At 73.9% G+C, this 25,494-nt stretch carries 26 protein-coding genes; 9 read left to right on the top strand and 17 right to left on the bottom strand.

Annotated elements, in window-relative coordinates:
* Positions 1-97: 97 nt before the first annotated feature.
* From JQN84_RS08145 to JQN84_RS08130, 4 genes are all read left to right on the top strand, one after another.
* Positions 98-922: an ATP-binding cassette domain-containing protein gene (locus tag JQN84_RS08145; protein ID WP_088645777.1), complete on the top strand. Its 825-nt coding sequence runs from the start codon at positions 98-100 to the stop codon at positions 920-922.
* Positions 919-2,178: a sugar ABC transporter permease gene (locus JQN84_RS08140; RefSeq protein ID WP_204957750.1), complete on the top strand. Its 1,260-nt coding sequence runs from the start codon at positions 919-921 to the stop codon at positions 2,176-2,178. Before JQN84_RS08145 ends, JQN84_RS08140 begins: the two co-directional genes overlap by 4 nt.
* A 40-nt stretch (positions 2,179-2,218) precedes the next feature.
* Positions 2,219-3,400, top strand: a complete 1,182-nt coding sequence (locus JQN84_RS08135) for an ROK family protein (RefSeq protein WP_204957749.1) — start codon at positions 2,219-2,221, stop codon at positions 3,398-3,400.
* A gap of 130 nt (positions 3,401-3,530) precedes the next feature.
* Positions 3,531-4,271: a DUF4142 domain-containing protein gene (locus JQN84_RS08130; protein ID WP_204957748.1), complete on the top strand. Its 741-nt coding sequence runs from the start codon at positions 3,531-3,533 to the stop codon at positions 4,269-4,271.
* Positions 4,272-4,356: 85 nt separating this feature from the next.
* Here the strand turns inward: JQN84_RS08130 and JQN84_RS08125 are convergent, their stop codons facing one another.
* The 4 genes from JQN84_RS08125 to tsaB are packed head-to-tail and all read right to left on the bottom strand — an operon-like array spanning position 4,357 to position 6,863.
* Entirely contained in the window at positions 4,357-4,611 is a 255-nt protein-coding gene (locus tag JQN84_RS08125) for a hypothetical protein (protein ID WP_204957747.1), read from the bottom strand.
* Positions 4,612-4,625: 14 nt separating this feature from the next.
* A complete protein-coding gene (gene tsaD, locus JQN84_RS08120) occupies positions 4,626-5,672 on the bottom strand; it encodes a tRNA (adenosine(37)-N6)-threonylcarbamoyltransferase complex transferase subunit TsaD (RefSeq protein ID WP_204957746.1) in 1,047 nt (348 codons plus the stop codon).
* The gene (gene rimI / locus JQN84_RS08115; RefSeq protein ID WP_204957745.1) at positions 5,665-6,141 is read right to left on the bottom strand and encodes a ribosomal protein S18-alanine N-acetyltransferase; all 477 of its coding nucleotides are present in this window, start codon (positions 6,139-6,141) and stop codon (positions 5,665-5,667) included. The genes tsaD and rimI overlap by 8 nt, the downstream gene beginning before the upstream one ends.
* The gene (gene tsaB, locus JQN84_RS08110) at positions 6,138-6,863 is read right to left on the bottom strand and encodes a tRNA (adenosine(37)-N6)-threonylcarbamoyltransferase complex dimerization subunit type 1 TsaB (protein WP_204957744.1); all 726 of its coding nucleotides are present in this window, start codon (positions 6,861-6,863) and stop codon (positions 6,138-6,140) included. Before tsaB ends, rimI begins: the two co-directional genes overlap by 4 nt.
* 382 nt (positions 6,864-7,245) lie before the next feature.
* Here tsaB and JQN84_RS08105 point away from each other — a divergent pair, with 382 nt between their 5' ends.
* Positions 7,246-7,986: a helix-turn-helix domain-containing protein gene (locus tag JQN84_RS08105; RefSeq protein WP_204957743.1), complete on the top strand. Its 741-nt coding sequence runs from the start codon at positions 7,246-7,248 to the stop codon at positions 7,984-7,986.
* An 87-nt stretch (positions 7,987-8,073) separates the two neighbouring features.
* On the opposite strand, the gene ung is transcribed toward JQN84_RS08105, so the two are convergent.
* From ung to JQN84_RS08080, 5 genes are all read right to left on the bottom strand, one after another.
* On the bottom strand, positions 8,074-8,775 hold the full coding sequence (ung, locus tag JQN84_RS08100; RefSeq protein ID WP_204957742.1) for a uracil-DNA glycosylase: 702 nt from the start codon (positions 8,773-8,775) through the stop codon (positions 8,074-8,076).
* A 72-nt stretch (positions 8,776-8,847) separates the two neighbouring features.
* The gene (tsaE, locus tag JQN84_RS08095) at positions 8,848-9,330 is read right to left on the bottom strand and encodes a tRNA (adenosine(37)-N6)-threonylcarbamoyltransferase complex ATPase subunit type 1 TsaE (protein WP_204957741.1); all 483 of its coding nucleotides are present in this window, start codon (positions 9,328-9,330) and stop codon (positions 8,848-8,850) included.
* Positions 9,327-10,424: an alpha/beta fold hydrolase gene (locus JQN84_RS08090; RefSeq protein ID WP_204957740.1), complete on the bottom strand. Its 1,098-nt coding sequence runs from the start codon at positions 10,422-10,424 to the stop codon at positions 9,327-9,329. The genes tsaE and JQN84_RS08090 overlap by 4 nt, the downstream gene beginning before the upstream one ends.
* Complete coding sequence (gene alr, locus JQN84_RS08085; protein ID WP_204957739.1) at positions 10,421-11,539, bottom strand: alanine racemase; 1,119 nt, start codon at positions 11,537-11,539, stop codon at positions 10,421-10,423. Before alr ends, JQN84_RS08090 begins: the two co-directional genes overlap by 4 nt.
* Positions 11,540-11,598: 59 nt before the next feature.
* Positions 11,599-13,068 carry an NAD(P)H-hydrate dehydratase gene (locus tag JQN84_RS08080; protein ID WP_204957738.1) on the bottom strand — a complete coding sequence of 490 codons (1,470 nt, stop codon included), beginning with the start codon at positions 13,066-13,068 and terminating at the stop codon, positions 11,599-11,601.
* Between the two features lie 250 nt (positions 13,069-13,318).
* Between JQN84_RS08080 and JQN84_RS08075 the strand changes: the two genes are divergently transcribed.
* Together JQN84_RS08075 and JQN84_RS32080 are read left to right on the top strand one after the other, a co-directional pair.
* Positions 13,319-13,615 (top strand): hypothetical protein, encoded by a 297-nt coding sequence (locus JQN84_RS08075; RefSeq protein WP_204957737.1) that lies wholly within the window; start codon positions 13,319-13,321, stop codon positions 13,613-13,615.
* Positions 13,612-15,342 carry an alpha/beta hydrolase gene (locus JQN84_RS32080; protein ID WP_204957736.1) on the top strand — a complete coding sequence of 577 codons (1,731 nt, stop codon included), beginning with the start codon at positions 13,612-13,614 and terminating at the stop codon, positions 15,340-15,342. The genes JQN84_RS08075 and JQN84_RS32080 overlap by 4 nt, the downstream gene beginning before the upstream one ends.
* 8 nt (positions 15,343-15,350) lie before the next feature.
* Here JQN84_RS32080 and glmS read toward each other — a convergent pair whose 3' ends face one another.
* Positions 15,351-17,264 carry a glutamine--fructose-6-phosphate transaminase (isomerizing) gene (gene glmS / locus JQN84_RS08065; protein ID WP_204957735.1) on the bottom strand — a complete coding sequence of 638 codons (1,914 nt, stop codon included), beginning with the start codon at positions 17,262-17,264 and terminating at the stop codon, positions 15,351-15,353.
* Between the two features lie 794 nt (positions 17,265-18,058).
* Between glmS and JQN84_RS08060 the strand changes: the two genes are divergently transcribed.
* Together JQN84_RS08060 and JQN84_RS08055 are read left to right on the top strand one after the other, a co-directional pair.
* Positions 18,059-18,556, top strand: a complete 498-nt coding sequence (locus JQN84_RS08060) for an MmpS family transport accessory protein (RefSeq protein ID WP_204957734.1) — start codon at positions 18,059-18,061, stop codon at positions 18,554-18,556.
* A gap of 95 nt (positions 18,557-18,651) precedes the next feature.
* A complete protein-coding gene (locus tag JQN84_RS08055) occupies positions 18,652-19,848 on the top strand; it encodes a pyridoxal phosphate-dependent aminotransferase (RefSeq protein WP_204957733.1) in 1,197 nt (398 codons plus the stop codon).
* Between the two features lie 27 nt (positions 19,849-19,875).
* Here the strand turns inward: JQN84_RS08055 and glmM are convergent, their stop codons facing one another.
* The 7 genes from glmM to JQN84_RS08020 all read right to left on the bottom strand — a co-directional run bounded on the left by glmM (position 19,876) and on the right by JQN84_RS08020 (position 25,370).
* A complete protein-coding gene (glmM, locus tag JQN84_RS08050; protein ID WP_204957732.1) occupies positions 19,876-21,231 on the bottom strand; it encodes a phosphoglucosamine mutase in 1,356 nt (451 codons plus the stop codon).
* A 116-nt stretch (positions 21,232-21,347) separates the two neighbouring features.
* On the bottom strand, positions 21,348-21,821 hold the full coding sequence (gene rpsI / locus JQN84_RS08045; RefSeq protein ID WP_204957731.1) for a 30S ribosomal protein S9: 474 nt from the start codon (positions 21,819-21,821) through the stop codon (positions 21,348-21,350).
* Positions 21,822-21,841: 20 nt separating this feature from the next.
* On the bottom strand, positions 21,842-22,285 hold the full coding sequence (gene rplM / locus JQN84_RS08040; protein ID WP_088647410.1) for a 50S ribosomal protein L13: 444 nt from the start codon (positions 22,283-22,285) through the stop codon (positions 21,842-21,844).
* 211 nt (positions 22,286-22,496) lie between these two features.
* A complete protein-coding gene (locus JQN84_RS08035) occupies positions 22,497-23,939 on the bottom strand; it encodes an MFS transporter (protein ID WP_281902795.1) in 1,443 nt (480 codons plus the stop codon).
* Positions 23,940-24,060: 121 nt separating this feature from the next.
* Complete coding sequence (locus tag JQN84_RS08030) at positions 24,061-24,366, bottom strand: type II toxin-antitoxin system PemK/MazF family toxin (protein ID WP_204957730.1); 306 nt, start codon at positions 24,364-24,366, stop codon at positions 24,061-24,063.
* A complete protein-coding gene (locus JQN84_RS08025) occupies positions 24,344-24,601 on the bottom strand; it encodes a DUF6364 family protein (protein WP_091241872.1) in 258 nt (85 codons plus the stop codon). The genes JQN84_RS08030 and JQN84_RS08025 overlap by 23 nt, the downstream gene beginning before the upstream one ends.
* Positions 24,602-24,671: 70 nt before the next feature.
* Entirely contained in the window at positions 24,672-25,370 is a 699-nt protein-coding gene (locus JQN84_RS08020; RefSeq protein WP_204957729.1) for a class I SAM-dependent methyltransferase, read from the bottom strand.
* Between the last annotated feature and the right edge of the window lie 124 nt (positions 25,371-25,494).

Here is a 25,494-nt window from a genome sequence, read left to right as displayed (position 1 = left end):
CCGTCGACGCGACGCCGCCCGGCACGGAACCCCGTGCCGGGCGGCGCTCGCCGCCGGACGGGCTCCGAGATCTTCCCTCCGTCCGAAGGAGACCCCCGTGTCCGCGACCCCCCTGCTGGAACTGCGCGGGATCGACAAGAGCTTCGGTCCCGTCCAGGTCCTGCGCGACGTCGCCCTCGCCGCCCACGCCGGAGAGGTGACCGCACTGGTCGGCGACAACGGCGCCGGCAAGTCCACCCTGGTCAAGTGCATCAGCGGCATCTACCCGGCCGACGCCGGCGAGTTCCTCTTCGACGGCCGACCGGTGACCATCAACAGCCCCCGGGACGCCGCCACGCTCGGCATCGAGGTCGTCTACCAGGACCTCGCGCTCTGCGACAACCTCGACATCGTGCAGAACATGTTCCTCGGCCGGGAGAAGCACAGCGGGCTGGTGCTCGACGAGCCGACCATGGAACAGATGGCGGCGGAAACCCTCGCCGGGCTCTCCGTACGGACGGTGAAGTCGCTTCGCCAACACGTCTCCAGCCTCTCCGGCGGGCAGCGGCAGACCGTCGCCATCGCCAAGGCGGTGCTCTGGAACAGCAAGCTGGTCATCCTCGACGAGCCGACCGCCGCACTGGGCGTGGCACAGACCGCCCAGGTCCTCGAACTGGTCCGCCGGCTGGCCGACAACGGGCTGGCCGTGGTGCTGATCTCGCACAACATGAACGACGTCTTCGCGGTCTCCGACCGGATCGCCGCGCTCTACCTCGGGCAGATGGTCGCCCAGGTGAAGACCACCGACATCACCCACTCGCAGGTCGTCGAGTTGATCACCGCCGGTCGTTCCGGCAACCTCGGTCTCACCGGCGAACCGGTCACCGCCGGCAACGGCACCGGCGCGGGACCCGCCGACACCACTCCAGGAGGCGTTCGATGACCACCACCGCCGTGCGCAAGGAAGGCCCGGCGGCGGTTACGCCGCCGCCCACCGTCGGCAGCCACCTGCGCGGCTACTGGGGCCGGGTACGCGGCGGCGACATCGGCGCGCTGCCCGCCGTCCTCGGACTGATCGTGCTCTGCACGGTCTTCTCGATCATGCGGCCGTCGTTCCTCACCGCCGGCAACTTCGCCAACCTGTTCACCCAGGGCGCGGCGGTCACCCTGATCGCCATGGGGCTGGTCTTCGTCCTGCTGCTCGGCGAGATCGACCTGTCCGCCGGCTTCGCCAGCGGGGTCTGCGCGGCCATCCTGGCCAACGTCGCCACCAAGGCCGGCTACCCCTGGTACGTGGCCGTGCTCGCGGCGATCCTCACCGGTGTGGTCATCGGCACCGTGCTCGGCTTCCTGGTCGCCAAGATCGGCATCCCGTCGTTCGTGGTCACCCTGGCCGGCTTCCTCGCCTTCCAGGGCATCGTGCTGATGCTGATCAGCGGTGGCGCCAACATCTCGGTCAACGACGAGGTGCTGGTGGCGATCGCCAACCGCAACCTGCCCCCGGCCGTCGGCTGGGCGCTGGCCGCCCTCGCCATCGGCGGGTACGCCGCCGTGCAGCTGCTGCGGTACCGCAAGCGGCTGTCCCGGGGACTGACCGCCGACCCGATGGCGGTGGTGCTCGCCCGCATCGGCGGCCTGACCCTGATCCTCGGCATCGCGGTCTACATCCTCAACCAGGAGCGCAGCCGCAACGTCCTGATCAACTCACTCAAGGGCGTGCCGATCGTGGTGCCGGTCATCGCGGTGCTGCTGATCGTCTGGACCTTCGTGCTCCAGCGCACCAGCTACGGCCGGCACGTCTACGCCGTCGGCGGCAACAAGGAGGCCGCCCGTCGGGCCGGCATCAACGTCGACCGGATCCGGATCTCGGTCTTCGTGATCTGCTCGTCCATGGCGGCGGTCGGCGGCATCGTCGCGGCCAGCCGGGCCAACTCGGTCGACCCCAACACCGGCGGCAGCAACGTGCTGCTCTACGCCGTCGGCGCGGCGGTGATCGGCGGCACCAGCCTCTTCGGCGGCAAGGGCCGGGTCCTCGACGCCGTGCTCGGTGGCGCGGTGGTCGCCGTCATCGACAACGGCATGGGCCTGATGGGCTACAGCGCCGGGGTGAAGTACGTCGTCACCGGTGTGGTGCTGCTCCTCGCGGCCAGCGTGGACGCGCTGTCGCGCCGCCGCGCCTCCGCCTCCGGCACCCGCTGATCCGCGTACGCCAGCGGCGGAACACGGGGTGTCACCAACGATGCGGGTAGGACCGAGCCAGGACGAGATCCGACGGCAGAACCTCGGGGCGCTGCTCCGACACGTCCACGTGCACGGCGCCACCTCCCGCGCGGAACTCACCACCGCCCTCGGGCTCAACCGCAGCACCATCGGCGCGCTCACCGCCGACCTGGCCGGGGCCGGCCTGGTCAGCGAGGGCACACCGAAGGAGACCGGCCGGGCCGGGCGACCGTCGCTGGTCGTCCGGCCCGAGTCGGCCCGGGTCTACGCGTACGCGTACTCGATCGAGGTGGACCGGCTGCGGGCCGCGCGGGTCGGTCTCGGCGGCGAGGTGCTCGACCGCCGGGAACTCGACAGGCCACGTGACCTCGACGCCGGGGAGACCGTCCCGATGCTGGCCGGCGCCCTCAAGCAGATGCGGGAACGGGTGCCGCCGGAGTCGATCTGCGTGGGTGCCGGCGTCGCGGTCTGCGGCATGGTCCGCAAGGCCGACGGGCTGGTTCGGCTCGGTCCCACCACCGGCTGGGTGGACGAGCCGATCGGGGCCGCCCTCGCCGTCGAACTCGGCGTCGAGCTGCCCGTCACGGTGGGCAACGTGGCCGACGTCGCCGCCTTCGCCGAGCACGCCCGGGGCGTCGCCGCCGGCTGCGACAACGTCATCTACCTGTACGGGGACGTCGGCGTCGGCGCCGGCATCATCGCCGGTGGCCGCCGGCTGACCGGCCACGGCGGGTACGGCGGCGAGGTCGGCCACATGGTGGTGGTCCGCGACGGAACCCCCTGCGAGTGCGGTTCCCGGGGTTGCTGGGAGACCCAGATCGGCGAGTACGGGCTGCTGCGGGCCGCCGGCCGGTCCGACGCCCGGGGCCGGGACGCGCTGCTGGCCGTCTTCGACGCCGCCGACCGGGGGGACGCCCGCGCCCAGACCGCCGTCCGGCACGCCGGGGACTGGCTCGGGTTCGGGGTGGCGAACCTGGTCAACATCTTCAACCCGGAGATGGTCATCTTCGGCGGCACCATGCGGGACCTCTACCTGGCCGCCGCCGCCCAGGTCCGCAGCCGGCTCAACGAGACCGGGCTGCCCGCCTGCCTGGAACACGTCCGGCTGCGGACCCCGAAACTCGGCGACGACGCGGCCCTGATCGGTGCCGCCGAGCTGGCCTTCGAACGGCTCCTCGCCGACCCGCTCGACGCCGCCTGAACGGTCCCCTTCCGACTCGTGCGCCGCCCGGTGAACTGATCGGCCCGACAGTCCGTACCAGTGGGCGGACGGGCAGCCGGGGGTCGCTGCCCGGCAGGACAGGTCGGCCGGATCGAGGAGGCACCGCAGCATGGCACCGCTGGATTCCGTACGTCGTCGGCGAGGGCACCGGACCCACCGGGTGGCGGTGCTGCTCGTCACCTTCCTGGCCGGGCTGGTCGTGCTACCCGGCATGGCGGTCGCCGCACCCGGCGTCCAGTTGAACGCCGCCGACATGACGCTGCTCAACGGCGTCCGGTTGGCCGGCCTGTGGGAGATGCCGGCGGGCACGATGGCCGCCGAGAAGGGCCAGTCCGCGCGGGTGCGGGAGGTCGGCGCGGAGATCGCCCGGCAGCACGGCGTCCTCGACGAGTTGGTGGTGCAGGCCGCCAACAAGCTGGGCGCGACGCTGCCCACCGATCCCACCACGGAGCAGAAGGGGTGGCTGACCGAGATGCAGAACGCCTCCGGTGCTCAGTTCGACCAGATCTTCGTGACCCGGCTCCGGCTGGCCCACGGCAAGATCTTCCCGGTGATCGGCGCGGTCCGGGCCAGCACCCGGGACAACACCGTCCGCAAGCTCGCCGACGAGGCCAACAAGTTCGTGGGCGACCACATGGCCATGCTGGAGAGCACCGGGCTGGTCCGCTGGCAGCAGATGCCGCCGGCCGCGATCCCGGCCGCGCAGAACGACTCGCTGGTCGCCGCCGCGCAGGCCGGGGCCGCCTCCGGCCCGTCGGTCGGGGTGAGCACCACGGTGGTCTGGGCGGTCTTCCTGCTCGCGCTCGGCGCGGGCGGCTACGCGACCTGGCGGATCACCCGCCGCAGTTGACCCGGCGCGACTGACCCGACGGCCCGCAGGCGGCACCACCGCCGGCGGGCCGTCCGGCTGTCCGGGCCCGGCACCGGGCGGCCGGTCAGCGGTCGACCTGGGTGAAGTCCCAGGAGTGCGGGGGGCGGGCGAGCAGGGTGGCCGGCGGCTCGGGCAGCGACCGGGGGCTGCTGCGCCACTTCGAGACGACCACCACCCGGTGGTCGGTGGAGGAGAAGACCTCACTGGACACGTGCAGCGGATCGTGCTCGAACTCCGGCAGCGCCGTCTCGCACACCCAGGTGATCAGGTCGGCGAAGCCGTACGACTCGGCCCGCGCCTCCCACATCCGTACGATCACGTCGGTCCCTCCCCTCACACGCTGACCGTGGTCAGTGGCAACGCCGAGTCGGCGGGCAGGTCCAGCCGGCTCGGACGTACCCCGGCGGCCACCAGATGCGACCCGAGCGCGGCGACCATCGCGCCGTTGTCGGTGCACAGCCCCGGCCGGGGCGTGCGGACCCGGATGCCGTACCGCTGCGCCCGCTGCTCGGCCATCGCCCGCAGCCGCGAGTTCGCCGCCACGCCCCCGCCGATGACCAGGGTGTCGATCCCGTGTTCCCGGCAGGCGGCCAACGCCTTGCCGGTGAGCACGTCGCAGACCGCCTCCTGGAAGGCGGCCGCCACGTCGGCCACCGGCACCGGCTCACCGGCCCGCCGCCGCGCCTCCACCCAGCGGGCCACCGCCGTCTTCAATCCGGAGAAGGAGAAGTCGTAGCGGTGGGCGACGAGATCCTTCGCGGCGGTCAGGCCACGCGGGAAGGCGATCGACGCCGGGTCACCGGAGCGCGCCTCCCGGTCGATGTACGGGCCACCCGGGAACGGCAGGCCGAGCAGCCGGGCCACCTTGTCGAACGCCTCACCTGCCGCGTCGTCGATGGTCGCGCCCAGCGGGGTCACCCCCCGGGCCAGGTCGTCGACGCGCAGCAGCGAGGAGTGTCCACCGGAGACCAGCATGGCGATCGCCGGCGCGGGCAGCGGACCGTGCTCCAGGGTGTCCACCGCGACGTGGGCGGCCAGGTGGTTCACCCCGTACACCGGCTTCTCGGCGGCCAGCGCGTAACCCTTCGCGGCGGCCACCCCGACCAGCAGGGCCCCGGCCAGGCCGGGGCCGGAGGTGACCGCGATCGCGTCGATGTCGGCGAGGGTCACCCCCGCGTCGCGCAGCGCCCGGTCCATGGTCGGCACGATGGCCTCCAGGTGCGCCCGGCTGGCCACCTCGGGCACCACCCCGCCGAACCGGGCGTGTTCGTCCACGCTGGAGGCCAACGCGTCGGCGAGCAGCGTGTGGCCGCGCACGATGCCCACCCCGGTCTCGTCGCAGGAGGTCTCGATCCCGAGGATCAGCGGTTCGTCAGCCATGGTCCGTCCCGTCCGCACCCGGTTCCGCGTCGCGCCGCATGACCAGCGCGTCGGTGTTGCTCGGTTGGTAGTAGCCCCGTCGTACGCCGATCGGCTCGAACCCGTACGTCGCGTAGAGCCGCTGGGCGGGGGCGTTGTCGACGGCCACCTCCAGCAGGACACTGTCGATCCCGCGCCGGGCCGCCTCGGCGAGCAGGTCCGCAAGCAGCGCCCGGCCGATCCCGCGCCGCTGGGCGTCCCGGCGGACCGCGATGTTCTGCACCCACGACTCGCCGTCCGGATCGACGGTCAGACCCGCGTAGCCCAGCAGCGACCCGTCGGTGTCCAGGGCGACCCGGTAGTGGTGGCCGCTGGCCAGCTCGTTCCAGAACATCGCCGGCGACCACTGCTCGGCACCGAACAGGTCAGCCTCGATCGGCAGCACCTCGGCGACGTGCCACCAGCGGAACCGCTCGATGCGGACGGTCACGGCAGCACCGACTTACGGCTGGTCGCCGCGACCGCGTCCGGGCGGCGCAGGTACAACGGGGTGAGCGTCTCGCCGGCGGCCCCGGCCCGGACCCGCTCGGCGGCCAGGGCGACAAGTGTGGCGGCGTCCGGGTAGCGGGGTTCGGCGCGCAGCGGCAGGCCGAGCACGTCGGCGTACCGGTGGGCGCCGTCGCCGACCGCGACGGTGACGGCCAGCTCGCGGGCGCGGGCGACGGCGACGGCCGGGGCGTCCACCTCCGGCCCGACGATCCGCCGGCCGTCGCCGTAGACCGCCCAGTAGACCTCCTTGCGCCGGGCGTCGGCGGCGACCAGCACCCGCTGCTCCCGGACCGTGCCGTCGCCGACGGCGGCGGGCGCGGCGGTGCCGGCGTTGTCAGGCATCGGGGCGTGGCCGATGCCGTCGAGCGAGCAGACGCCGTACGTGGGGACGCCGAGCACCTGGCCCATGGTGGCGGCGGTGACCAGCCCGACCCGCAGCCCGGTGAAAGGTCCGGGGCCGAGCCCGGCGACGATCGCGTCGAGATCGGCCGGTCGGGCGTGGACGTCGGCGAGCACCGCCTCGACCTGCGGGGCGAGCAGTTCACCGTGGGCGCGGGCGTCGACCGTGCACCGGTGCGCCCGCAGCGCGACGCCGTCCGCCGTGACCTCGGCCAGCGCCGCGGTGACCGCGGGGGTCGAGGAGTCCACCACCAGTACGAGCACGGTAAGCCAGCCTAGCCGGCCACCCGCGCCGCCCGGTCACACCCCGCCCGCCCTCTCATCCCGCGCCCTCGCCCCCGCCCGGGCTCTCATCCTGGGCGCTCGTCCTGCTCCTCGACCTCGGAATCGTCCCGGTCCCGGCCCCGCGCTGCTGCCTCGGAACAGCCCTTCGGCTCCGCCCTCAGGTCCACGCCTCGCTCTCGGGCCACCCCCCTGTCCCCGCCCCGACTGCTCCTCACCCCCTGGCTCCTGGCCCCGTCGACGGACCACCGGATGGGGAACCGGCCAGGGCGGGGAGTGCCATCCGACGTAGAGCGGTATGCCTGTGAGTCATACTTATGACTCACAGGCATACCGCTCACTGCCGGCACATCATCATCCGGGGATGCCTGAAAGTAGTCGGCTCGCCACAGAGATCGCCGCCCTGCTTCGTCGGGAACGCAGCGTCGGACGGCTCACCCAGCAGCAACTGGCGGATCGGGCCGGGACGAGTCAGAGCGCGGTGGCCCGCGTCGAGCGCGGTGGTCGGGTGCCGAGCCTCGACCTGGTCGAGCGCCTCTTCGCCGCCCTCGGCCGGCAACTCGCCGTCACCACCGAGCCCCTCGACAACCACCTCGACGCCGAGATGGACGCGCTGGCCGGGCGGTCGACCACCGACCGGATCGACGAGCTGGGGCTGGACCGGCTGCTCGACCGGCTGGGCGACCTGCCCCACCTGCTGACCGGCAGCACCGCCGCGCTGCTGCAGGGTGCGCCCGTACCCGTCGACGCGGTCGAGATCGCCGTCCGGTGGTGCGACTCCGCCCGGTTCACCGCCTGGCTGACGGCCGCCTATGGCCAGCGCTGGAACGCCAGGTGGGGTGAGTTCGGTGGCCTGCACCTGGAACCGGAGGAACCCGGCGAGCACCTCTGGATGACCCGGTACGGCGAGATCCGCGCGCAGATGTGCGACGAGTTCCCGGCGGCGATCGAGGTACGGCACGGGGAGCGCGGCTACCGGGTGGTCCCGCTGGTCGCCGTGGAGCTGACCGACCCGCGGGCCGCCGCACTGCTGCGCCGGCACCGGCAACGCGCCGCCGACGGCCGTGCCCCGGACGTCGGCCCGGCCGACCGGACCGGGCGGTGAGCACCGCGCCGACGAAACGCAGCGCCGTGTCCCCACCACGCCGCGATGCGGCGCACCACCACGCGGTGGGGACGGCGGCCACGCAGGTCAGCCGGCCGAGCGCTCCCAGTCGATCGGGGGCAGCCCGGCGTCGGCGAGTGCCTTGTTGGTGGCGCTGAACGGGCGGCTGCCCAGGAACCCACGCGGGTTCATCGGGCTCGGGTGACCGGCCTCCAGCACCACGTGCCGGGAGTTGGTGACCAGGGCCGCCTTCTTGCGGGCGTAGCCACCCCAGAGCAGGAAGACCACCGGCTCGTCCCGGGCGTCCAGGGCGCGGATGGTCGCGTCGGTGAACTCCTCCCACCCGGAGTTGCCGTGCGAACCGGGGCTGGCCTGGCGGACGGTCAGCACCGCGTTGAGCAGCAGCACACCCTGCGCCGCCCACCCGTCCAGGTTGCCGCTGCGCGGCTTGGGCACCCCGAGGTCCTCGCTCAGCTCCTTGAAGACGTTGCGCAGCGACGGCGGCACCGACACCCCCTCGCGGACGCTGAAGCTCAGCCCGTGCGCCTGCCCCGCCTTGTGGTACGGGTCCTGGCCGAGGATCAGCACCCGGCACTGCTGCGGACCGCACAGCCGGTAGGCGGAGAAGAGGTCCTCCTGCGGCGGGAAGACGGTCTGGGTGGCGTACTCGCGGGCGACGAATTCGGCGAGCGCCGCCGTCCGGGCCGGGTCCAGGTGCGGGGTGAGCACGGCACGCCACTCCTGCGGCAGCAGCTCCAGCAGGTCGAGGGTGGGGGTGTCGTCGGGCATCGGCAACCTTTCACAAACGAAGTCCCCGGCACTCTAGGCAGCGGGTACGACACCCCGCACCCCAGGGCCGGGTCAGCCCAGCGCGGTCAGGCGGTCCGCCCAGTCCCCGCCCACCGGCTCCAACTCGACCACCCGGGAGTCGTCGTCGCGCCGGTCGATGCGTACCCGCAGGTGGGTCTCGGCGAGCTGCTCGACCAGCCCCTCGCCCCACTCGACCACGGTCACCGAGTCGTCCACCGAGGCGTCCAGGTCCAGGTCGTCGATCTCGGCGCGCGGGTCGGCGGCGTCACCCAGCCGGTACGCGTCGGCGTGCACCAGGGCCACCGTGCCGCCGCGCGCCGGATCCGGCCGGTGCACCCGGGCGATCACGAAGGTCGGCGAGGTGACGTCGCCGCGTACCCCCAGGCCGACGCCGAGGCCCCGGGTGAGGGCGGTCTTGCCGGCCCCCAGCGGGCCGGTGAGCAGCAGCAGGTCACCGGCGCGCAGCACCCCGGCGAGCCGACGGCCGAAGGCGTGCGTGTCCTCGGCCGTGGGCAACGTGACGCGCACGCTCACAACGCCTCCAGGAAACGTTCCAGCGCGGCGTTGACCTCGTCGGCGTGTTCCAGCATCACCACGTGCCCACTGTCCCGGATCTTGACGTATTCGGCGTGCGGCAGCCGACGGACGATCTCGTCCGAGTGGACCACCGGCGTGATCATGTCCTTGTCGCCCACCACCACCAGCACCGGAGTGCCGCTCAGCGCGGCCAACGCCGGGAACCGGGAGTGGGTGGCCAGGGTCCGCAGGTAGCGGGTCACCGTGTCGGCCGACGTCCGGGAGTTCATCCGCTCCACGTACGACACCAGGGCCGGGCTCGGCTTCGGGGTGCCGAAGCCGTACCGGCGGGTCAGCAGCCAGGCCACGTTCGAGGTGGACTTCCGGGCCCGGTCGATGACGAGCCCGCCGTACCTGGTGGCGTTGCTCATCATGAACAGCACCGGCGAGCCGACCCGGCCGAGCAGGGCCGGCGCGACCAGCTTCGTCTCGGCCAGCAACCCGCCCGACGTGGCCATCAGCACCGTGCCGACCACCCGGTCACCGAACAACTCCGGGTACGCCTCGGCGAACGCCATGATGGTCATCCCACCCATCGAGTGCCCGACCAGCACCAGCGGCCCCTCCGGGGCGGTCGCGTCGATCACCCGGCGCAGGGTGTGGCCGAGTGCGGCGAGGTCGTACTCGCCGGTCTCCAACCGCCCCGACCGGCCGTGCCCCGGCTGGTCGTACGCGACGACCCGGTAGTCGCCCCGCTCGGCCAGCAGTTGACGCTGGAAGTGGAACGTCCCCATGTCCAGGCAGAAGCCGTGCACCAGCACCACCGTCGGACGCCCCGGCACCGGCCGGGTCGGCTCGACCACCTCGACGTGGATGTCGGTGCCGTCCGGCAACTCCAGCCGGTACGCCTCGTCGTACCGCTGCGCGCCGAAGTCCTCCCCGGCGTACGGGTCGGCGGGGTCGGCCTTGAGCCGGCGGACCAGGGCCCGTTCGGTGGCCACCCCGGCGGCCAGCCCGGCGGCGGCCACCCCCACCGCGGCCCCGACCACACCGGCGACCCGTCCGGCGGCGGTCCTCGGTCGGGGCACCCGGAACCGGCTGACCGCGCTCACGGGCGCGTCCCGTCGTAGACCCGGGGCACCCGGACCCCGCCGAACCGGGTGACGATCTCGTAGTTGATCGTGCCGACCGCCTCCGCCCAGTCGTCGGCGGTGGGCATGCCGTCGTCGCCGCTGCCGAACAGGGTCGCCACGTCACCGGCGGCCACCTCGTCCGCGCCGCAGTCGAGCACGAACTGGTCCATGCAGACCCGGCCGGAGATGGTCCGCCGCTTCCCGCCGAGCTGCACCGGGCCCACGTTGGAGGCGTGCCGGGGCACCCCGTCGGCGTAGCCGAGCGGCACCACGGCCAGGTTCGCCTCCTCGGTCGTGGTGTAGGTGTGCCCGTACGACACGCCGGTGCCGGCGGGGACCCGCTTGGCGAGCATCACCCGGGCCCGCGCGGTCATCGCCCGACGCAGCCCGAACTGCTGCCCGGCGATCGGCGACAGCCCGTAGACGGCGATCCCGGGTCGGACCAGGTCGAAGTGGGTGTCGGGGCGGGTCAGGGTGGCCGCCGAGTTGGCCAGGTGCCGGTAGCGCGGACGCAGGCCGGCCCGCTCGACCATGGCCAGCCCCTCGTGGAAGACCGCCAACTGCCGGTCGGTGGTAGGGTGGCCGGGCGAGTCCGCGTACACGAAGTGGCTCCACACGCCGACCACCTCGACCAGGCCGTCGGCCTGGGCCTTCGCGGCGGCCTCCAGCAGGGTCGGCCAGTCGGCGACGGTCGCGCCGCCCCGGGACAGCCCGGTGTCGATCTTGAGGTGCAGCCGGGCCGGCCGGTCGGCTGCCCGCCCCGCCGCGACCATCTCGTCGAGCTGGGACAGGCTCGCGGCGGCCAGGTCCACCCCCGCCGCCACCCCCTCGTGCAGGGGCAGCCCCGGGTCGAGCAGCCACGCCAGCACCGGCACGGTGATCCCGGCCCGGCGCAGCGTCAACGCCTCGTCGAGGGTGCACACCCCCAGCCAGTCCGCCCCCGCGTCGAGCGCGGCCCGCGCCGACGGGACCATGCCGTGGCCGTACCCGTCGGCCTTCACCACCGCCATCAACTCGGCGCTGGTGCCCGACCGGAGCCGGGCCACGTTTGCACGGATCGCGTCCAGATCGACGCGCACCTCGGCCTGCCACATACGCCCAGCCTACTGGCGTCGGTGATCACCGGGTCGGTGGACGCCGACCCGACCGCCGGTCAGAGCAGCGGGGCCGCCACCGTACGCAGCGCGGTGACCACGTCCGGCGCGGTCACCGGGCCGCCCCGGGCCGCCTCCCGCCCGGCCAACCCGTGCAGGTACGCCGCGACGACCGCCGCCCGCTCCGGGGCCAACCCGGCGGCGAGCAGCGACCCGAGCAGCCCGGCGAGCACGTCGCCGGTGCCCCCGGTGGCCAGCGCGGGACTGCCGGTCGGGTTGACGTACGCCCGGCCGTCAGGCGTGCCGACCACCGTGCGGTCCCCCTTGAGCAGCACCGTCGCGTTCATCCAGGCGGCCAGCCGCAGCGCGGCGGCGACCCGGTCGGCCCCCGGTTCCTCACCGCACAGCCTGGCGAACTCCCGGTCGTGCGGGGTGACCACGATCGGGGCGTCCCGGTCCCGCAGCCGACCGGCGAGCGAACCGTCCACCAGCAGGGTCAACGCGTCCGCGTCGAGCACCACCGGCACCGGCGCGGCCAGCACCGCGCGCAGCTCCGCGCCGGCCTGCTCGTCGGTGCCGAGGCCGGAGCCGCAGACCCAGGCCTGCACCCGGCCGGCCCCGGCGACCCGGTCGGTGGCGATCACCGACGGGTGCTGGCGGACCACCTCGTCGCGGGCGCCGCCGGCGTACCGGACCAGCCCGGTGGGGCCGGCCAGCGCGCCACCCACCGAGAGCACCGCCGCCCCCGGGTAGGTCCGCGACCCGGTGGCCACCCCGACCACGCCCCGGCGGTACTTCTCCGAGGACGCGCCGGTGCGGGGCCACCAGTCGCGCACGTCGGACCACTCGGTGACGTGCAGCGCGGGGGTGCCGCGCAGCCACGGCCCGAGCCCGATGTCGACCAGTTCGACCTGCCCGGCCAGCGGGGCCGCCGGGCCGACCACCAGGGCCGGCTTGAGCGCGCCGAACGCCACCGTCACGTCGGCCCGCACCGCGCGGGGCCGGCCCACCCCGTCCGTCGGCACGTCGCCGGTGTCCACCGCCACCCCGCTGGGCACGTCCACCGCGACGACGGTGGCCCGGCCGCCGTCCCGGCCCCGCAATTCGGGCAGGCCGGCGACGAGTTCGTCGGCGGCGTCCCGCAGCCCGCCGGTGCCGCCGATCCCGACGATCCCGTCGAGCACCAGGTCGACCGTGGCGGGCGGGGCGTCGACCAGCCGTCCCCCGGCGGCCCGCAGCGCCGCCAGCCCGTCGGCGTGCGCCCGCCCGGGGGCGGTCGGCAGCACCGCGACCTGGGCACCCCGGCGGGCCAGCCGCTCACCGGCGTACAACGCGTCGCCGCCGTTGTCGCCGCTGCCGACCAGCAGCAGCACCCGCGCGCCGTACACCCCGCCCCGGTCGGCGAGCAGCAGGGCGCACCGCCGGGCCAACCCGGCCGCCGCCCGCTGCATCAGCGTCCCGGGCGGGAGGGCGGCCATCAGGCCGGCCTCCGCCGCGCGCACGTCCGACACCCGCCACACCGATCTCATGCCGCCCCCGTCTTCGCCGCCGGGCGGCCGGCCCGCCCGTCCCGGCCGGGCCCGTCCGCCGTGGTCGGGATCACCCTACCGGCGGTGGAGGCGGCAGATTAGCCACCGGCGTCGCGGCCGGCAAGACCTGTGGACAACCGGACGTACGACCCCTGCCCGTCGTCCACAGGGCCCGCCGGAGGGCCGCCCGGCCACCTAGCGTCGGCGGCACGGTCACGGCGGCGGGCCGACCGAGGCAGGGAGGCGGACGATGACGGACGAGCCGGTGCGGGTGGACCTGCCGGTGCTGCGCGCCGCGGCCGGTGGGCTGGCCGACGAGGCGTACACGCTGGCCCGGGGGCTGGCGGGTCACCCCGGGTTGGTGCTGTCCGCGCCGGGTTGGCGGGCCGGGGCCGCGCTGGCCGGGTTGGAGTCGGCGGTGCACGCCTGGCACGGGGTGCTCGGCGTACGGGTCGCCGAGACCGGTGCCGCGCTGCGGGCCGCCGCCGAGGCGTACGCGGCGGCCGACGACCGGGCCGCCGAGCGACTGGCCGGTCGACCCCGATGATCGGGTACGCCCAGCTCTGGGCCGCCTCCCCCGGCGACTGGGCGGCGGCGGGGGTGGCCTGGCGCGGGCTGGACGCGCCGGTCACCCGACGGCGGTCCGGGTTGGCCGAGCAGGCGACGACGCTGCGGGCCAGCTGGTCGGGCGGGGCGGCCACCAGGGCCGGTGCCCGGCTCGACGGGCTGCGCGCGGAGCTGGGCACCATTCTGCCGGCGCTGGTCGAGACCGATCAGGTGCTCGCCGAGTTCGCCGGTCGGCTGCGGGTGGCCAAGGCCCGGCTCGCCGAAGCGGTGACGCTGGCCGACCGTACCGGCGTGGCGGTGGACCGGCACGGTGGGCTGCGGGCGGTCCCGCCGACCTGGCGCGGCCCCGAATCGGGCGGGCTGCCGGCCGGGACTGGTGCCCACCGCGCCCCGGCGGGTGGTGCCGGCGCGGCCCACTCCCCCGGCCCCCGCGCCGGCACGGGCGCGCCTGATGGCGGTCCCGGTGGCCGTGGGACCGGTGGTGGTGGCAACGGTGGCGGGGTGGGATCGCCGGCGGCGGTGGCCCAGGTGGCGGTGGCGCTGCGGGAGGCGCTGGCCCTGGCCGACGTGGCCGACCAGGAGGCCGCCGGCCGGCTGGCCGAGTTGACCGGGGCGGCCCGCACCGGCTGGGTGCACCGGCCACCACCGGGCCGGCCGGCCGACGATGCCACCCCGGCGGCGGTCCGCGCCTGGTGGGACGGTCTCACCCCGGCCCAACGACGCTGGCTGGTGCTGCACGAACCGGCCCGGACCGGCCCCCGCGACGGGGTGCCGGCGGCGGCCCGGGACCAGGCGAACCGGTTGCTGCTGGCCGGGCACCGGGAGGCCCTGCTGGCCGAACGCCGGGCGTTGTCGGCCAGCGGGTCGGGCGGGCGTTCCGGGCTGCGCCGGATCGACCGGGCGCTGGCCGCCCTGGACGGGCTCGCCGGACGACTCGCCGCGACGACGGGACCCCGGGCGTACCTGCTCGGGCTCGACCCGAGCGGCGACGGCCGGGCGATCGTCGCGCTGGGCAACCCGGACCGGGCCCGCCGGGTGCTGACCTACGTGCCGGGCATGACGAGCGACCTCGCCGACGTCCCCGGTGAGCTGGGCCGGGCCGCCCGGGTGCAGGACCGGTGCACCGCCCTCGCTCCCGGCGAGGAGACGGCGGCGGTGCTGTGGCTGGACTACGACGCCCCCGACTTCCTGCCCGAGGCGTCCTCACCGGCCCAGGCCCGGGACGCCGGGCCCGGCCTGCACCGCTTCCAGGAGGGGCTGCGCGCCACCCACGACGGACCGCCGGCCCGGCAGACCGTGCTGGGGCACAGTTACGGCTCGCTGGTGGTGGGCAGCGCCGCCCGCGACCACGGGTTGGCTGCCGACGCGTTGGCCTTCGTCGGGTCACCGGGGGTGGGGGTGGACCGGGCCGGGGCGCTCGGCCTGCCGCCGGGGCAGGTCTGGTCGAGCACCGCCGGCGACGACGTGATCCGGCTGGTCGAGCCACCCCGGGAGCTGGCCGGTCGGGCGGTGCTGGCCACCTCGCCGCTGGCCAGCGCCGCCGCGCTGTTCCGCCCGGACGACCACCGGCTGTGGTTCGGGCACGACCCGAGCGATCCGGGCTTCGGCGGCCGGACCTTCCCCAGCGGTCGGGGCGGCCACACCGGTTACTGGGACCCCGACAACCCCGCCCTGGACGGGATGGCCCGGATCGTGCTCGGCCGGTGAGCGGCGACCTACTCCACGGTGACCGACTTCGCCAGGTTGCGCGGCTGGTCCACGTCGTGCCCCCGGGCGGCGGCGATCTCGGCCGCGAACACCTGCAACGGCACGGTGGTGACCAGCGGCGCGAGCAGGGTCGGCGTACGCGGCACGTAGATCAGGTGGTCGGCGTAGCGGACCACCGCCTCGTCGCCCTCCTCGGCGATCACGATGGTCCGCGCGCCCCGGGCCCGCACCTCCTGGATGTTGGAGACGACCTTGTCGTGCAGCATGCCCCGGCCGACCGGCGACGGCACCACGCAGATCACCGGGGTGCCCTTGTCGATCAGGGCGATCGGCCCGTGCTTCAGCTCACCGGCGGCGAACCCCTCGGCGTGCATGTACGCCAACTCCTTGAGCTTGAGGGCGCCCTCCAGGGCCACCGGGTAGCCGACGTGCCGGCCGATGAACAGCACCGTCGGCTCCGACTTCAGCTCCCGGGCCAGCTCCCGCACCGGCTCGATCCGACCCAGCAGCTCCCGCAGCTTGCCCGGCATCTCCTGGAGCTGGGCGACCACCGCGCCGACCTCGTCGGCGAACTTGATCCCGCGTACCTGGGCCAGGTGCAGGCCGATCAGGTAGCAGGCGACCAGCTGGGTGAGGAACGCCTTGGTCGAGGCGACGGCGATCTCCGGGCCACCGTGGGTGTAGAGCACCGCGTCGGACTCGCGCGGAATGGTGGAGCCGTTGGTGTTGCAGATGGCCAACACCCGGGCCTTCTGCTCCTTGGCGTGCCGCAACGCCATCAGGGTGTCCATCGTCTCGCCGGACTGCGAGATCACCACGATCAGGGTGGACCGGTCGAGCACCGGGTCGCGGTAGCGGAACTCGCTGGCCAGTTCCACCTCGCAGGGGATCCGGGTCCAGTGCTCGATGGCGTACTTGGCGACCATGCCCGAGTGGTACGCGGTGCCGCAGGCCACGATGAAGATCTTGTCGACGTCGCGCAGGTCCTGGTCGCTGAGGCGGACCTCGTCGAGGGCGATCTCCCCGGTCTCGGTGAGCCGGCCGAGCAGGGTGTCCGCGATGGCCTGCGGCTGCTCCTCGATCTCCTTGAGCATGAACCAGTCGTAACCACCCTTCTCGGCGGCCGAGGAGTCCCAGTCGATGTGGAAGTCCTTGCCGGTGGCCGGCTGGCCGTCGAAGTCGGTGATCTCGATGCTGTCGGCGGTGATCAGGACGAGCTGGTCCTGCCCCAGCTCGACCGCCTCGCGGGTGTGCTCGATGAACGCCGCCACGTCACTGGCCAGGTAGTTCTCCCCGTCACCCCGGCCGACCACCAGCGGCGAGTTGCGCCGGGCACCGACCACCGCACCCGGGATGGCCGCGTCGACGGCGAGCAGGGTGAATGCGCCCTCCAACCGCCGGCACACCACCCGCATCGCGGCGGCGAGCAGCTGCGGGCCGTCGGTGCCACCGGCCGCCCGCAACTCGGCGAGCGCGTGGGAGAGCAGGTGGGCGGCGCACTCGGTGTCGGTGTCGCTGGTGAACTGGACGCCGTCGTCCTCCAGCTCGGCGCGGAGCTTGGCGAAGTTCTCGATGATGCCGTTGTGGATCACGGCGACCCGGCCGTCGGGGGCCAGGTGCGGGTGGGCGTTGCGGTCGGTCGGGCCGCCGTGGGTGGCCCACCGGGTGTGGCCGATGCCGGTGGTGCCGTCGCCGATGCCGACCGGGCTGGCGGCGCAGTCGTCGGGGTTGGTGGCGGCCCGCTCGGAGAGGACCTTCTCCAGGTTGGCCAGCTTGCCGGCCTTCTTCTCGGTGAGCAGCTCGTCGTCGCAGACGATCGCGACCCCGGCCGAGTCGTAGCCCCGGTATTCCAGCCGCCGCAGTCCGTCGAGCACGATGCCGAGCGCCGGGCGCGCGCCGGCGTAACCCACGATTCCACACATGGTTCGCAGCCTAACCCAGTTTCGCTCACCTCGCGTGCGCGGAAGCCAGGCAAACGATCACCGAATTTGAGCGATCGGGCGGTGACGGGCGGCAACCGGACGACCGTCCCGGCCGTCCGGCCGTACGGGGTTGCGGCAGGCCCGCCGGTACGACAGTCTCTCGGCGACCCTGGAACGTCCCTGGGACGGCCCGCACGCCCCTTTCCTCCTCTTCCGTCCCCGGAGCAGCCATGTCCGACACGTCGCCCCCCAGCGACCCCACTCCCCCATCCGGCGATTCCGCACCTGCGGCCGGCAGTTCCGCACCTGCCGCCAGCGACCCCGCACCTGCCGCCGGTGACCCGACGCCTCCGGCAGCCGGCTACCCGGGTCCCGGGCCCGCCGGCGCCCCGGGCCCGTCCGCGTGGGCCCCGCCGGACCCGTTCGCGGTCCCACAGCCCTGGGCGGCCCCCGGCCCCTGGGTCCACGGATCGGCACCCGGCCCCTCCGCTGCCGCCTATCCCGATCCGACCGGTGCCGCCTATCCCGACCCGACCGGCCCGGCTCCTCCCGGCCCGCTCGGCTCACCTTCTTCCGGCCCGGCCCCCGGTACGCCCGGCGTCGCCTGGCCCGCCGGCCCGCCCGGAATCCCCGCCGGCCCACCCGCCGCCGGCTGGCCCGGAATCCCCGCCGGGCCACCCGCAGCGGGCTGGCCCGGCGGACCGCCCGGCCACGGCTGGCCGCCGCCGGGTTATCCGCCGCCGTTCGCCCACCCCGGATACCCGCAGGCGGGCAGGCGGACCGGCGTCGGCACGGTGGTGGGCATCGTGGTCGCCGTGGTCGTGGTGCTCGCCCTCGTCGGCTGCGCCTGCTTCTGCGGGGGTGGTGCCCTGCTGGGTAGGACCGGGCCGGACACGGCGACCGAGGACCCCTACGGCCGGGGTTACTACGACGACGAACCCGAGCCGAGCTGGAGCCCGCCGCAGCCGTTCCAACCCTCCGCACCCGCCACCCGGCCGGCCGACGGCCCCGGCCGGCACCCGGTGACCTACGAGGTGACCGGCACCGGCCCGGTGGACCTCCAGTTCTACGACGGGGACGGCTACTTCATCCAGCAGGAGAACGTACGGCTGCCCTGGCGGATGGAGCTGCGTACCGACGATCCGAACCGGGTGCTGGTCAGCGCCGCCCGCTCCGACGGCAACCCGGGCGGATTCCGGTGCGCCACCACCGTCGGCAACCGGCCCCGGGTCACCGACGCGGCCGGCCCGGACGACTGGCGGGTGCAGTGCCACGCCAACCCGATCCGTTGACCACACCGGACCAGCGGCAGCGAGCCGGCTCAACGGCGGAAAGGCGGTGACGAGCCCTGGTGGCGGGGGTGGTCGCGGGCCGTAGGCTGACGGGCGTGACGACGCCTACCGATGTCGACCCGCTGGTGGCCCGGATGCGCCCGTTCGGGACGACCGTCTTCGCGGAGATGTCCGCGCTCGCCGTCCGGACCGGTGCGGTCAACCTGGGCCAGGGCTTCCCGGACACCGACGGGCCGCCCGAGATGCTCGCCGCCGCCGCCGAGGCGCTGCGCTCCGGGCACAACCAGTACCCGCCCGGTCCGGGGGTGCCCGTGCTGCGCCGGGCCGTCGCCGAGCACCAGCTGCGCTTCCACGGCCTGACGTACGACCCGGACGGCGAGGTGGTCGTCACCGCCGGGGCCACCGAGGCGGTCGCGGCCAGCATCCTCGCGCTCTGCGAGCCGGGCGACGAGGTGATCTGCTTCGAGCCGTACTACGACTCTTACGCGGCGTCGGTCGCCCTGGCCGGGGCGGTACGGCGGCCGGTGACGCTGCGTCCCGGCGACGACGGCCGGTACGCCTTCGACCCGGACGAGCTGCGGGCCGCGTTCGGGCCGCGTACCCGGCTGGTGCTGCTGAACTCGCCGCACAACCCGACCGGGAAGGTCTTCACCGCACCGGAGCTGGCCCTGGTCGCCGACCTCTGCCGGGAACACGACGTGTACGCGGTCACCGACGAGGTGTACGAGCACCTCGTCTTCACCGACGCCGCCGCCACGCACCTGCCGCTGGCCACCCTGCCGGGGATGTGGGAACGCACCCTGCGCATCTCGTCGGCCGGCAAGACCTTCTCCTGCACCGGGTGGAAGGTGGGCTGGGTCAGTGGGCCCGCCCCGCTGGTCTCGGCGGTGCTGCGGGTCAAGCAGTTCCTCACCTATGTCAACGCCGCACCGCTGCAACCGGCGGTCGCCGTGGCGTTGGCCCTGCCCGACGACTACTACACCGGTTTCCGCGACAGCCTCCAACGGCAGCGGGACCTGCTGATCGGTGGCCTGACCGACGCCGGTTTCACGGTGCTCACCCCGGAGGGGACGTACTTCGTCACCGCTGACATCACCGGCCTCGGCGGTCGGGACGGGCTGGAATTCTGCCGGTCCCTGCCGGAACGCTGCGGCGTGGTGGCGGTGCCCACCCAGGTCTTCTACGACGACGCCGAGGCCGGCCGCCGGCTGGTCCGGTTCGCCTTCTGCAAGCGCCCCGAGGTGCTGACCGAGGCGGTCACCCGGCTACGCGGACTGGCCGCCGCACACTGATCCCGCCGGCGGCGGAGCGGAGACCGGTCAGCTGGCGGGGCTGGCGCTGCGGACCTGCTCGGCGATCCGTTCGGCCACCGACCGGGCGGTCTCCTCGGTGCCGGCCTCCACCATCACCCGGACCAGCGGTTCGGTGCCTGACGGGCGCAGCAGCACCCGACCGGTCTCCCCCAGCTCGGCCTCGGCCCGTTCGACCTCGGCCGCGACGGCGGGCGCGGTGGCACCGACGGTACGGTCCCCGACCGGCACGTTGATCAGCACCTGCGGCAGCTTGGTGACCACCGAGGCCAGCTCGGCCAGGGACCGGCCGGTGGCGGCCATCCGGGCCATCAGGTGCAGGCCGGTGAGCACCCCGTCGCCGGTGGTGGCGTGCGCGGGCATGACGAGGTGTCCGCTCTGCTCGCCGCCGAGGGCGAGGCCGGAGGCGCGCAGCTCCTCCAGCACGTACCGGTCGCCGACCTTGGTCTCGACCAGCCGGATGCCCTGCGCGGACATGGCCAGCCGCAGGCCGAGGTTGCTCATCACGGTGGCGACCAGGGTGTCCCGGGTCAGCTCGCCGGCGTCGCGCAGGGCCAGCGCGAGGATCGCCATCAGCTCGTCGCCGTCGACCTCCGCGCCGTCGGCGTCGACGGCGACGCAGCGGTCCGCGTCGCCGTCGTGGGCGAGGCCCAGGTGCGCACCGTGCTCGACCACGGCGGCCCGCAGGCCGTCGAGGTGGTTGGAACCGCACTCGTCGTTGATGTTGAGGCCGTCCGGCTCGGCGTGGATCGCGATGACCTCGGCACCCGCCTCCCGGTAGGCCACCGGGGCGACCTCGGCGGCGGCGCCGTTGGCGCAGTCGACCACCACCTTGATCCCGTCGAGGCGGTGCGGCACGGTGCCGACGAGGTGCTGCACGTAGTGGTCGGCACCGTCGAGCAGGTCGTGCACCCGGCCGACGCCGGCACCGACCGGGCGGTCCCAGGCGGTGGTGGCGTTCGCCTCGACGGCGGCCTCGATCCGCAGCTCGATCTCGTCGGGCAGTTTGTGCCCGCCGGCGGCGAACAGTTTGATCCCGTTGTCCGGCATCGGGTTGTGCGAGGCGGAGAGCATCACGCCCAGGTCGGCCTTGGCCTCGGCGGTCAGGAACGCCACGGCGGGGGTGGGCAGCACGCCGACCCGGACCACGCTGGCCCCGGCGCTGGTGAGGCCGGCGACCACGGCGGCCTCCAGCATCTCGCCGCTGGCCCGGGTGTCCCGGCCGACCACCGCCAGCGGCGGGTGGCTGCGGTCCGACTCGGCCAGCGTGTGCGCGGCGGCCACGGCCACCGCGAGCGCCAGTTCCGGGGTGAGGTCGACGTTCGCCCGCCCGCGTACGCCGTCCGTGCCGAACAACCGACCCATACCCGCCAACCTCCGGTGCGACTGCGATGAGTGGAGCAAACGGAACGGCCGGGCCACCTCCCCGCTGGGGGAGGCGGACCCGGCCGTCCGTCAGAAGTACAACGCGCTGTCGATGATCAGCGCTTCGAGTACTGGGGTGCCTTACGGGCCTTCTTGAGACCGTACTTCTTGCTTTCCTTGACCCGGGCGTCCCGGGTGAGGAAACCGGCCTTCTTCAGCGCCGGACGGTCGTCCGGCTCGCTGACGATCAGCGCGCGGGCGATGGCCAGCCGCAGCGCACCGGCCTGGCCGGTGGTGCCGCCGCCCCGCAGGTTGGCGATGACGTCGAACGCCTCGGGCTTCTCGGCGGTGACCAGCGGGTCCTTGATGAGCTGCTGGTGCACCTTGCTCGGGAAGTAGGCCTCAAGGTCGCGGCCGTTGCAGGTGATCTTGCCGCTGCCGGGGACGATGCGGACCCGGACGATGGCCTCCTTGCGGCGGCCGACGGTCTGGATCGGGCGGTCACCACGCGGCGCGCGGGCGACGGGCGCGGGCGCCTCGGTGGCCTCGGGGGCTTCCGCGGCAACCTCGGTCTCGGTGATGTCGGTCATGCTGTTTCCTTCGCCCTCGCTCACTGCGCGATCTGCTTGATCTCGAACGGCACCGGCTGCTGCGCCAGGTGCGGGTGCTCGGCGCCGGCGTAGACCTTCAGCTTCTTGATCAGCTGACGGCCCAGCTTGTTGTGCGGGAGCATGCCCTTCACGGCCAGCTCGATCGCCCGCTCGGGCCGCTTGGTCAGCAGCTCCTCGTAGCCGACCTGCTTGAGGCCGCCCGGGTAACCGGAGTGCCGGTAGGCGACCTTGGTCTGCCGCTTGTTGCCGGTCAGCGCCACCTTGCCCGCGTTCACGATGACGACGAAGTCGCCCGTGTCGACGTGCGGCGCGAAAGTCGGCTTGTGCTTGCCGCGCAGCAGCGTGGCGGCGTGGGTGGCCAGGCGGCCCAGCACGACATCAGAGGCGTCGATAACGTGCCACTGACGCTCGATCTCACCCGGCTTCGGGCTGTACGTACGCACAGGTCTACCTTGTCTCGTCGTCGGTCTGGGGTCGCGCGCCGAGGTGACCAGAGGCTTCCCGGCCGGACCAGCGCGCACGAACGACCAAGCGTACCTGAGCGGCACGCCTCTGGATGTCGTACAACAGCAGGCAACGATACCCGCCGCCCCGTCAGCTGGTCAAAACGGGGGGTCGACCGGCGTGGCCTGCGGTTTTCCCGCATGACCAGGGTCACACCCCGGTGAGCCTACCCGGGCCGGGCCGCAGGTAGACCGTCCAGGTCACCACGAAGCAGAGCGCGTACCACCCGATGAAGGCCAGATAGGCGGCGTCGGCGTTGCCCGAGGCGAGGAAGGACTGCCGGAAGGCCACGTTCACCAGCACCCCACCCGAGGCGCCGACCGCCCCGGCGATGCCGATCAGGGCCCCGGAGAGCCGCCGGGCCCGACGCTGTGCGGCGACCGGGTCGCCGGTCAGCTCCGCCTCGGCCGTCGCGCGGGCCCGGAAGATCGCCGGGATCATCTTGTACGTCGACCCGTTGCCGATGCCGGAGAAGACGAACAGCGACAGGAACCCGGTCAGGTAGAGCGGGAACGACCGCTCCCGGGCGGCGAAGAGCACCAGGCTGGCGCCGACGGCCATCGCCACGAAGTTCCAGAAGGTCACCCGGGCCCCGCCGAGCCGGTCGGCGAGCTGCCCGCCGACGGGCCGGATCAGCGAACCGATCAGTGGTCCGAGGAAGGTCAGCCAGGCCGCGTCGACCGGGGTGGGGAACCGCTCGGCGAACTGGAGCTGGAGCACCTGACCGAAGGCGAAACCGAAGCCGATGAACGAGCCGAAGGTGCCCACGTACAGCAGGGACATCACCCAGGTGTGCCGGTCGCGGGCGGCCTCGCGCAGCGCGCCGGGCTCGTTGTGGGCGTCCGGGATGTTGTCCAGCCAGCGGGCGGCGGCGAGCGCGGCCAGCACGATCAGCGGCAGGTAGACCGCCGGCACCAGCCGGGGGTACGCGGCCCCGGCGGTGGCCAGCACCGCGAGCCCGACCAGTTGCACCGCCGGTACGCCGAGGTTGCCGCCGCCGGCGTTGAGCCCGAGCGCGCGGCCCTTGAGCCGGTCGGGGAAGAACAGGTTGATGTTCGCCATCGACGAGGCGAAGTTGCCCCCGCCCACCCCGGTGAGGCAGGCCAGCACCATCAGGGTGGTATAGGACACCCCCGGCTCCAGCAGCACCGTCATCGGCACCGCCGGCAGGAGCAGCAGCAGCGCGCTGACGATGGTCCAGTTCCGCCCGCCGAAGCGGGCCACGGCCAGGGTGTACGGCAGCCGCAGCACCGCACCCAGCGCGGCCGGTACGGCGGTGAGCAGGAACTTGCCCGCCGGGTCGATGCCGTAGGCCGGGCCGAGGAAGAGCACGGTGACCGACCAGAGGCTCCACACCGAGAAGCCGACGTGCTCGGCGAAGATCGACACCCAGAGGTTACGGCGGGCGATCGGGGCTCCGGTCGTCCGCCAGAAGGTGGGGTCCTCGGGACGCCAGTCGTCGAGCCGGTGGCGGCGGCCGGCCCCCCGGTCGGCCGGCGGGCCGGCGGCTGTCGACGGGTCGACCTCCGGCGGCGCGTCGGTGACGCCCGGCGGGTCGGCGGCGGGGTTGCTGCTGCTGGCGAGCGCGCTCACGGCGATTCCTCCTCATCGATGTGAGGAGGATGGTAGGCAGTGCCGGTTTCCCGGCGGTGGCCCGGCTGGGTCGTTCCGGAAACGGGAATCGCACGTCGCCCGGAAACCTGCGGTGAGGTGGTCAGAGCTCCTGGAGGATGCGCAACGCGCGGGTCACCCGCTGCATGGTCTCGGTGTCGGCGACGTCCACGCACTCGGTGAACCACTTCTTCATCGGCGCGGACAGCCGGTCGGGCATGACCACGTTGCCACCCATCGGCACGGCGAGCGGGGAGTCGCGCAGCAGCGCGGTCTCGACCACCTCGGCGACGATCACGATCGGCACGTCGGTGGAGTTGTAGACGTCGGAGCTGATCACCAGGCCGAGCCGTTCCCGGGCGCCCTCGATGCGCCAGACCTCTCCCCTACGCAGCACGCGGGCGACCACCGAAGAGCACGTCGGCGACCATCCCCACCTCACGGGCGTCGGCGAGGGCGGCGGATTCCAGGTCGAGCCCGGCCCGACCGACCGCCTCGGCGTGCGCGGTGAACACCTCCCGCAGGGCCTTCTCCCGGGCGGCCTGGTCCATCCAGGCGGAGAGGGACAGGCCCTCCCGTTTGGCGAACCGGCGGGCCTCCTCGATCGTCTCGTCCGAGAACGAGAGGGTCACCTTGGCAGTCATGCCGTCGATCCTACCCCTGGTATGACCACAGGTCATCCCCTTGCCACGACCGTCGCACCGACGGCCCGGGTCAGGCCGGCCGGCGTCCGCCGAAGACGGCGAACCGCCACGCCTTGTAGAAGCAGTCCACGTCGACCAGGCCGGCGTCGACAAGCCACCGGCACTGGTCGGTCACCGACGCCGGGCGGTCGTGCCGCATCCGCTGCCGGGCGGCGGCGATCTCGTCGGCGTCCGACCCGCGGGCGGCGGTCTGCGCCAGCCAGACGTCGTCGTAGCGGCGGTCCAGCGTCGGGGTGGGGCCGGCCACCTGCTCGGCGTTGACGAACACCCCGCCGGGGACGAGCGCGTCGGCCGCCCGCCGGTAGAGGGCGCGCTTGCCGTCGTCGTCGAGGTGGTGCACGGCCAGCGCGGAGACCACCGCGTCGTACCGGCCGGCGGGCAGCGGGTCGGCCAGGTCGGCCACGACGGTGCGGTGCGCCACCCCCCGGGCGGTCAGCCCGTCGCCGGCCACCGCGAGCATCCGGGCGGCCCCGTCGACCAGGGTCACCCGCACCCCGGGCAGCGCCGCGGTGAGCAGCAGCGAGAGCAGCCCGGTGCCGGCGCCCAGGTCGAGCACCTCGGGGGTACGGCCGGCGGCGGACGCGGCCCGCAGCGGTGGGGCGGCAACCTCGACGGCAGTGCCGTAGAAGTCGTCGAAGCAGGGGACGAGCCGACGGCGGGCCTGATCGTAGGAGCCCGCCACCGCATCGAAGGCCGCCGTCACGTCCATGATCCGTCCTCCCAAATATTAGGAAATCTGTCTCATATTATAGACCCCACCGACCGGTCCGATGCACCCGTGCGGTGTGAACCGCTCTTGACAGGACCGAAACAGAAGGGACCCCAGTCGGAAA

Source organism: Micromonospora humidisoli (assembly GCF_016900955.1).
Taxonomy (GTDB): Bacteria; Actinomycetota; Actinomycetes; order Mycobacteriales; family Micromonosporaceae; genus Micromonospora; species Micromonospora wenchangensis.
Note: the sequence above shows the minus strand (reverse complement) of the source record. Positions and strands in the feature narration are given on the sequence as shown.

Coding starts and splice junctions, on each gene's coding strand:
- JQN84_RS08140 (WP_204957750.1), top strand. CDS start 919: ATGACCACCACCGCCGTGCGCAAGGAAGGCCCGGCGGCGGTTACGCCG.
- JQN84_RS08135 (WP_204957749.1), top strand. CDS start 2,219: ATGCGGGTAGGACCGAGCCAGGACGAGATCCGACGGCAGAACCTCGGG.
- JQN84_RS08130 (WP_204957748.1), top strand. CDS start 3,531: ATGGCACCGCTGGATTCCGTACGTCGTCGGCGAGGGCACCGGACCCAC.
- tsaD (WP_204957746.1), bottom strand. CDS start 5,672: ATGGCTGACGAACCGCTGATCCTCGGGATCGAGACCTCCTGCGACGAG.
- JQN84_RS08105 (WP_204957743.1), top strand. CDS start 7,246: ATGCCTGAAAGTAGTCGGCTCGCCACAGAGATCGCCGCCCTGCTTCGT.
- ung (WP_204957742.1), bottom strand. CDS start 8,775: ATGCCCGACGACACCCCCACCCTCGACCTGCTGGAGCTGCTGCCGCAG.
- alr (WP_204957739.1), bottom strand. CDS start 11,539: ATGTGGCAGGCCGAGGTGCGCGTCGATCTGGACGCGATCCGTGCAAAC.
- JQN84_RS08080 (WP_204957738.1), bottom strand. CDS start 13,068: ATGAGATCGGTGTGGCGGGTGTCGGACGTGCGCGCGGCGGAGGCCGGC.
- JQN84_RS08075 (WP_204957737.1), top strand. CDS start 13,319: ATGACGGACGAGCCGGTGCGGGTGGACCTGCCGGTGCTGCGCGCCGCG.
- JQN84_RS32080 (WP_204957736.1), top strand. CDS start 13,612: ATGATCGGGTACGCCCAGCTCTGGGCCGCCTCCCCCGGCGACTGGGCG.
- glmS (WP_204957735.1), bottom strand. CDS start 17,264: ATGTGTGGAATCGTGGGTTACGCCGGCGCGCGCCCGGCGCTCGGCATC.
- glmM (WP_204957732.1), bottom strand. CDS start 21,231: ATGGGTCGGTTGTTCGGCACGGACGGCGTACGCGGGCGGGCGAACGTC.
- rpsI (WP_204957731.1), bottom strand. CDS start 21,821: ATGACCGACATCACCGAGACCGAGGTTGCCGCGGAAGCCCCCGAGGCC.
- JQN84_RS08025 (WP_091241872.1), bottom strand. CDS start 24,601: ATGACTGCCAAGGTGACCCTCTCGTTCTCGGACGAGACGATCGAGGAG.
- JQN84_RS08020 (WP_204957729.1), bottom strand. CDS start 25,370: ATGGACGTGACGGCGGCCTTCGATGCGGTGGCGGGCTCCTACGATCAG.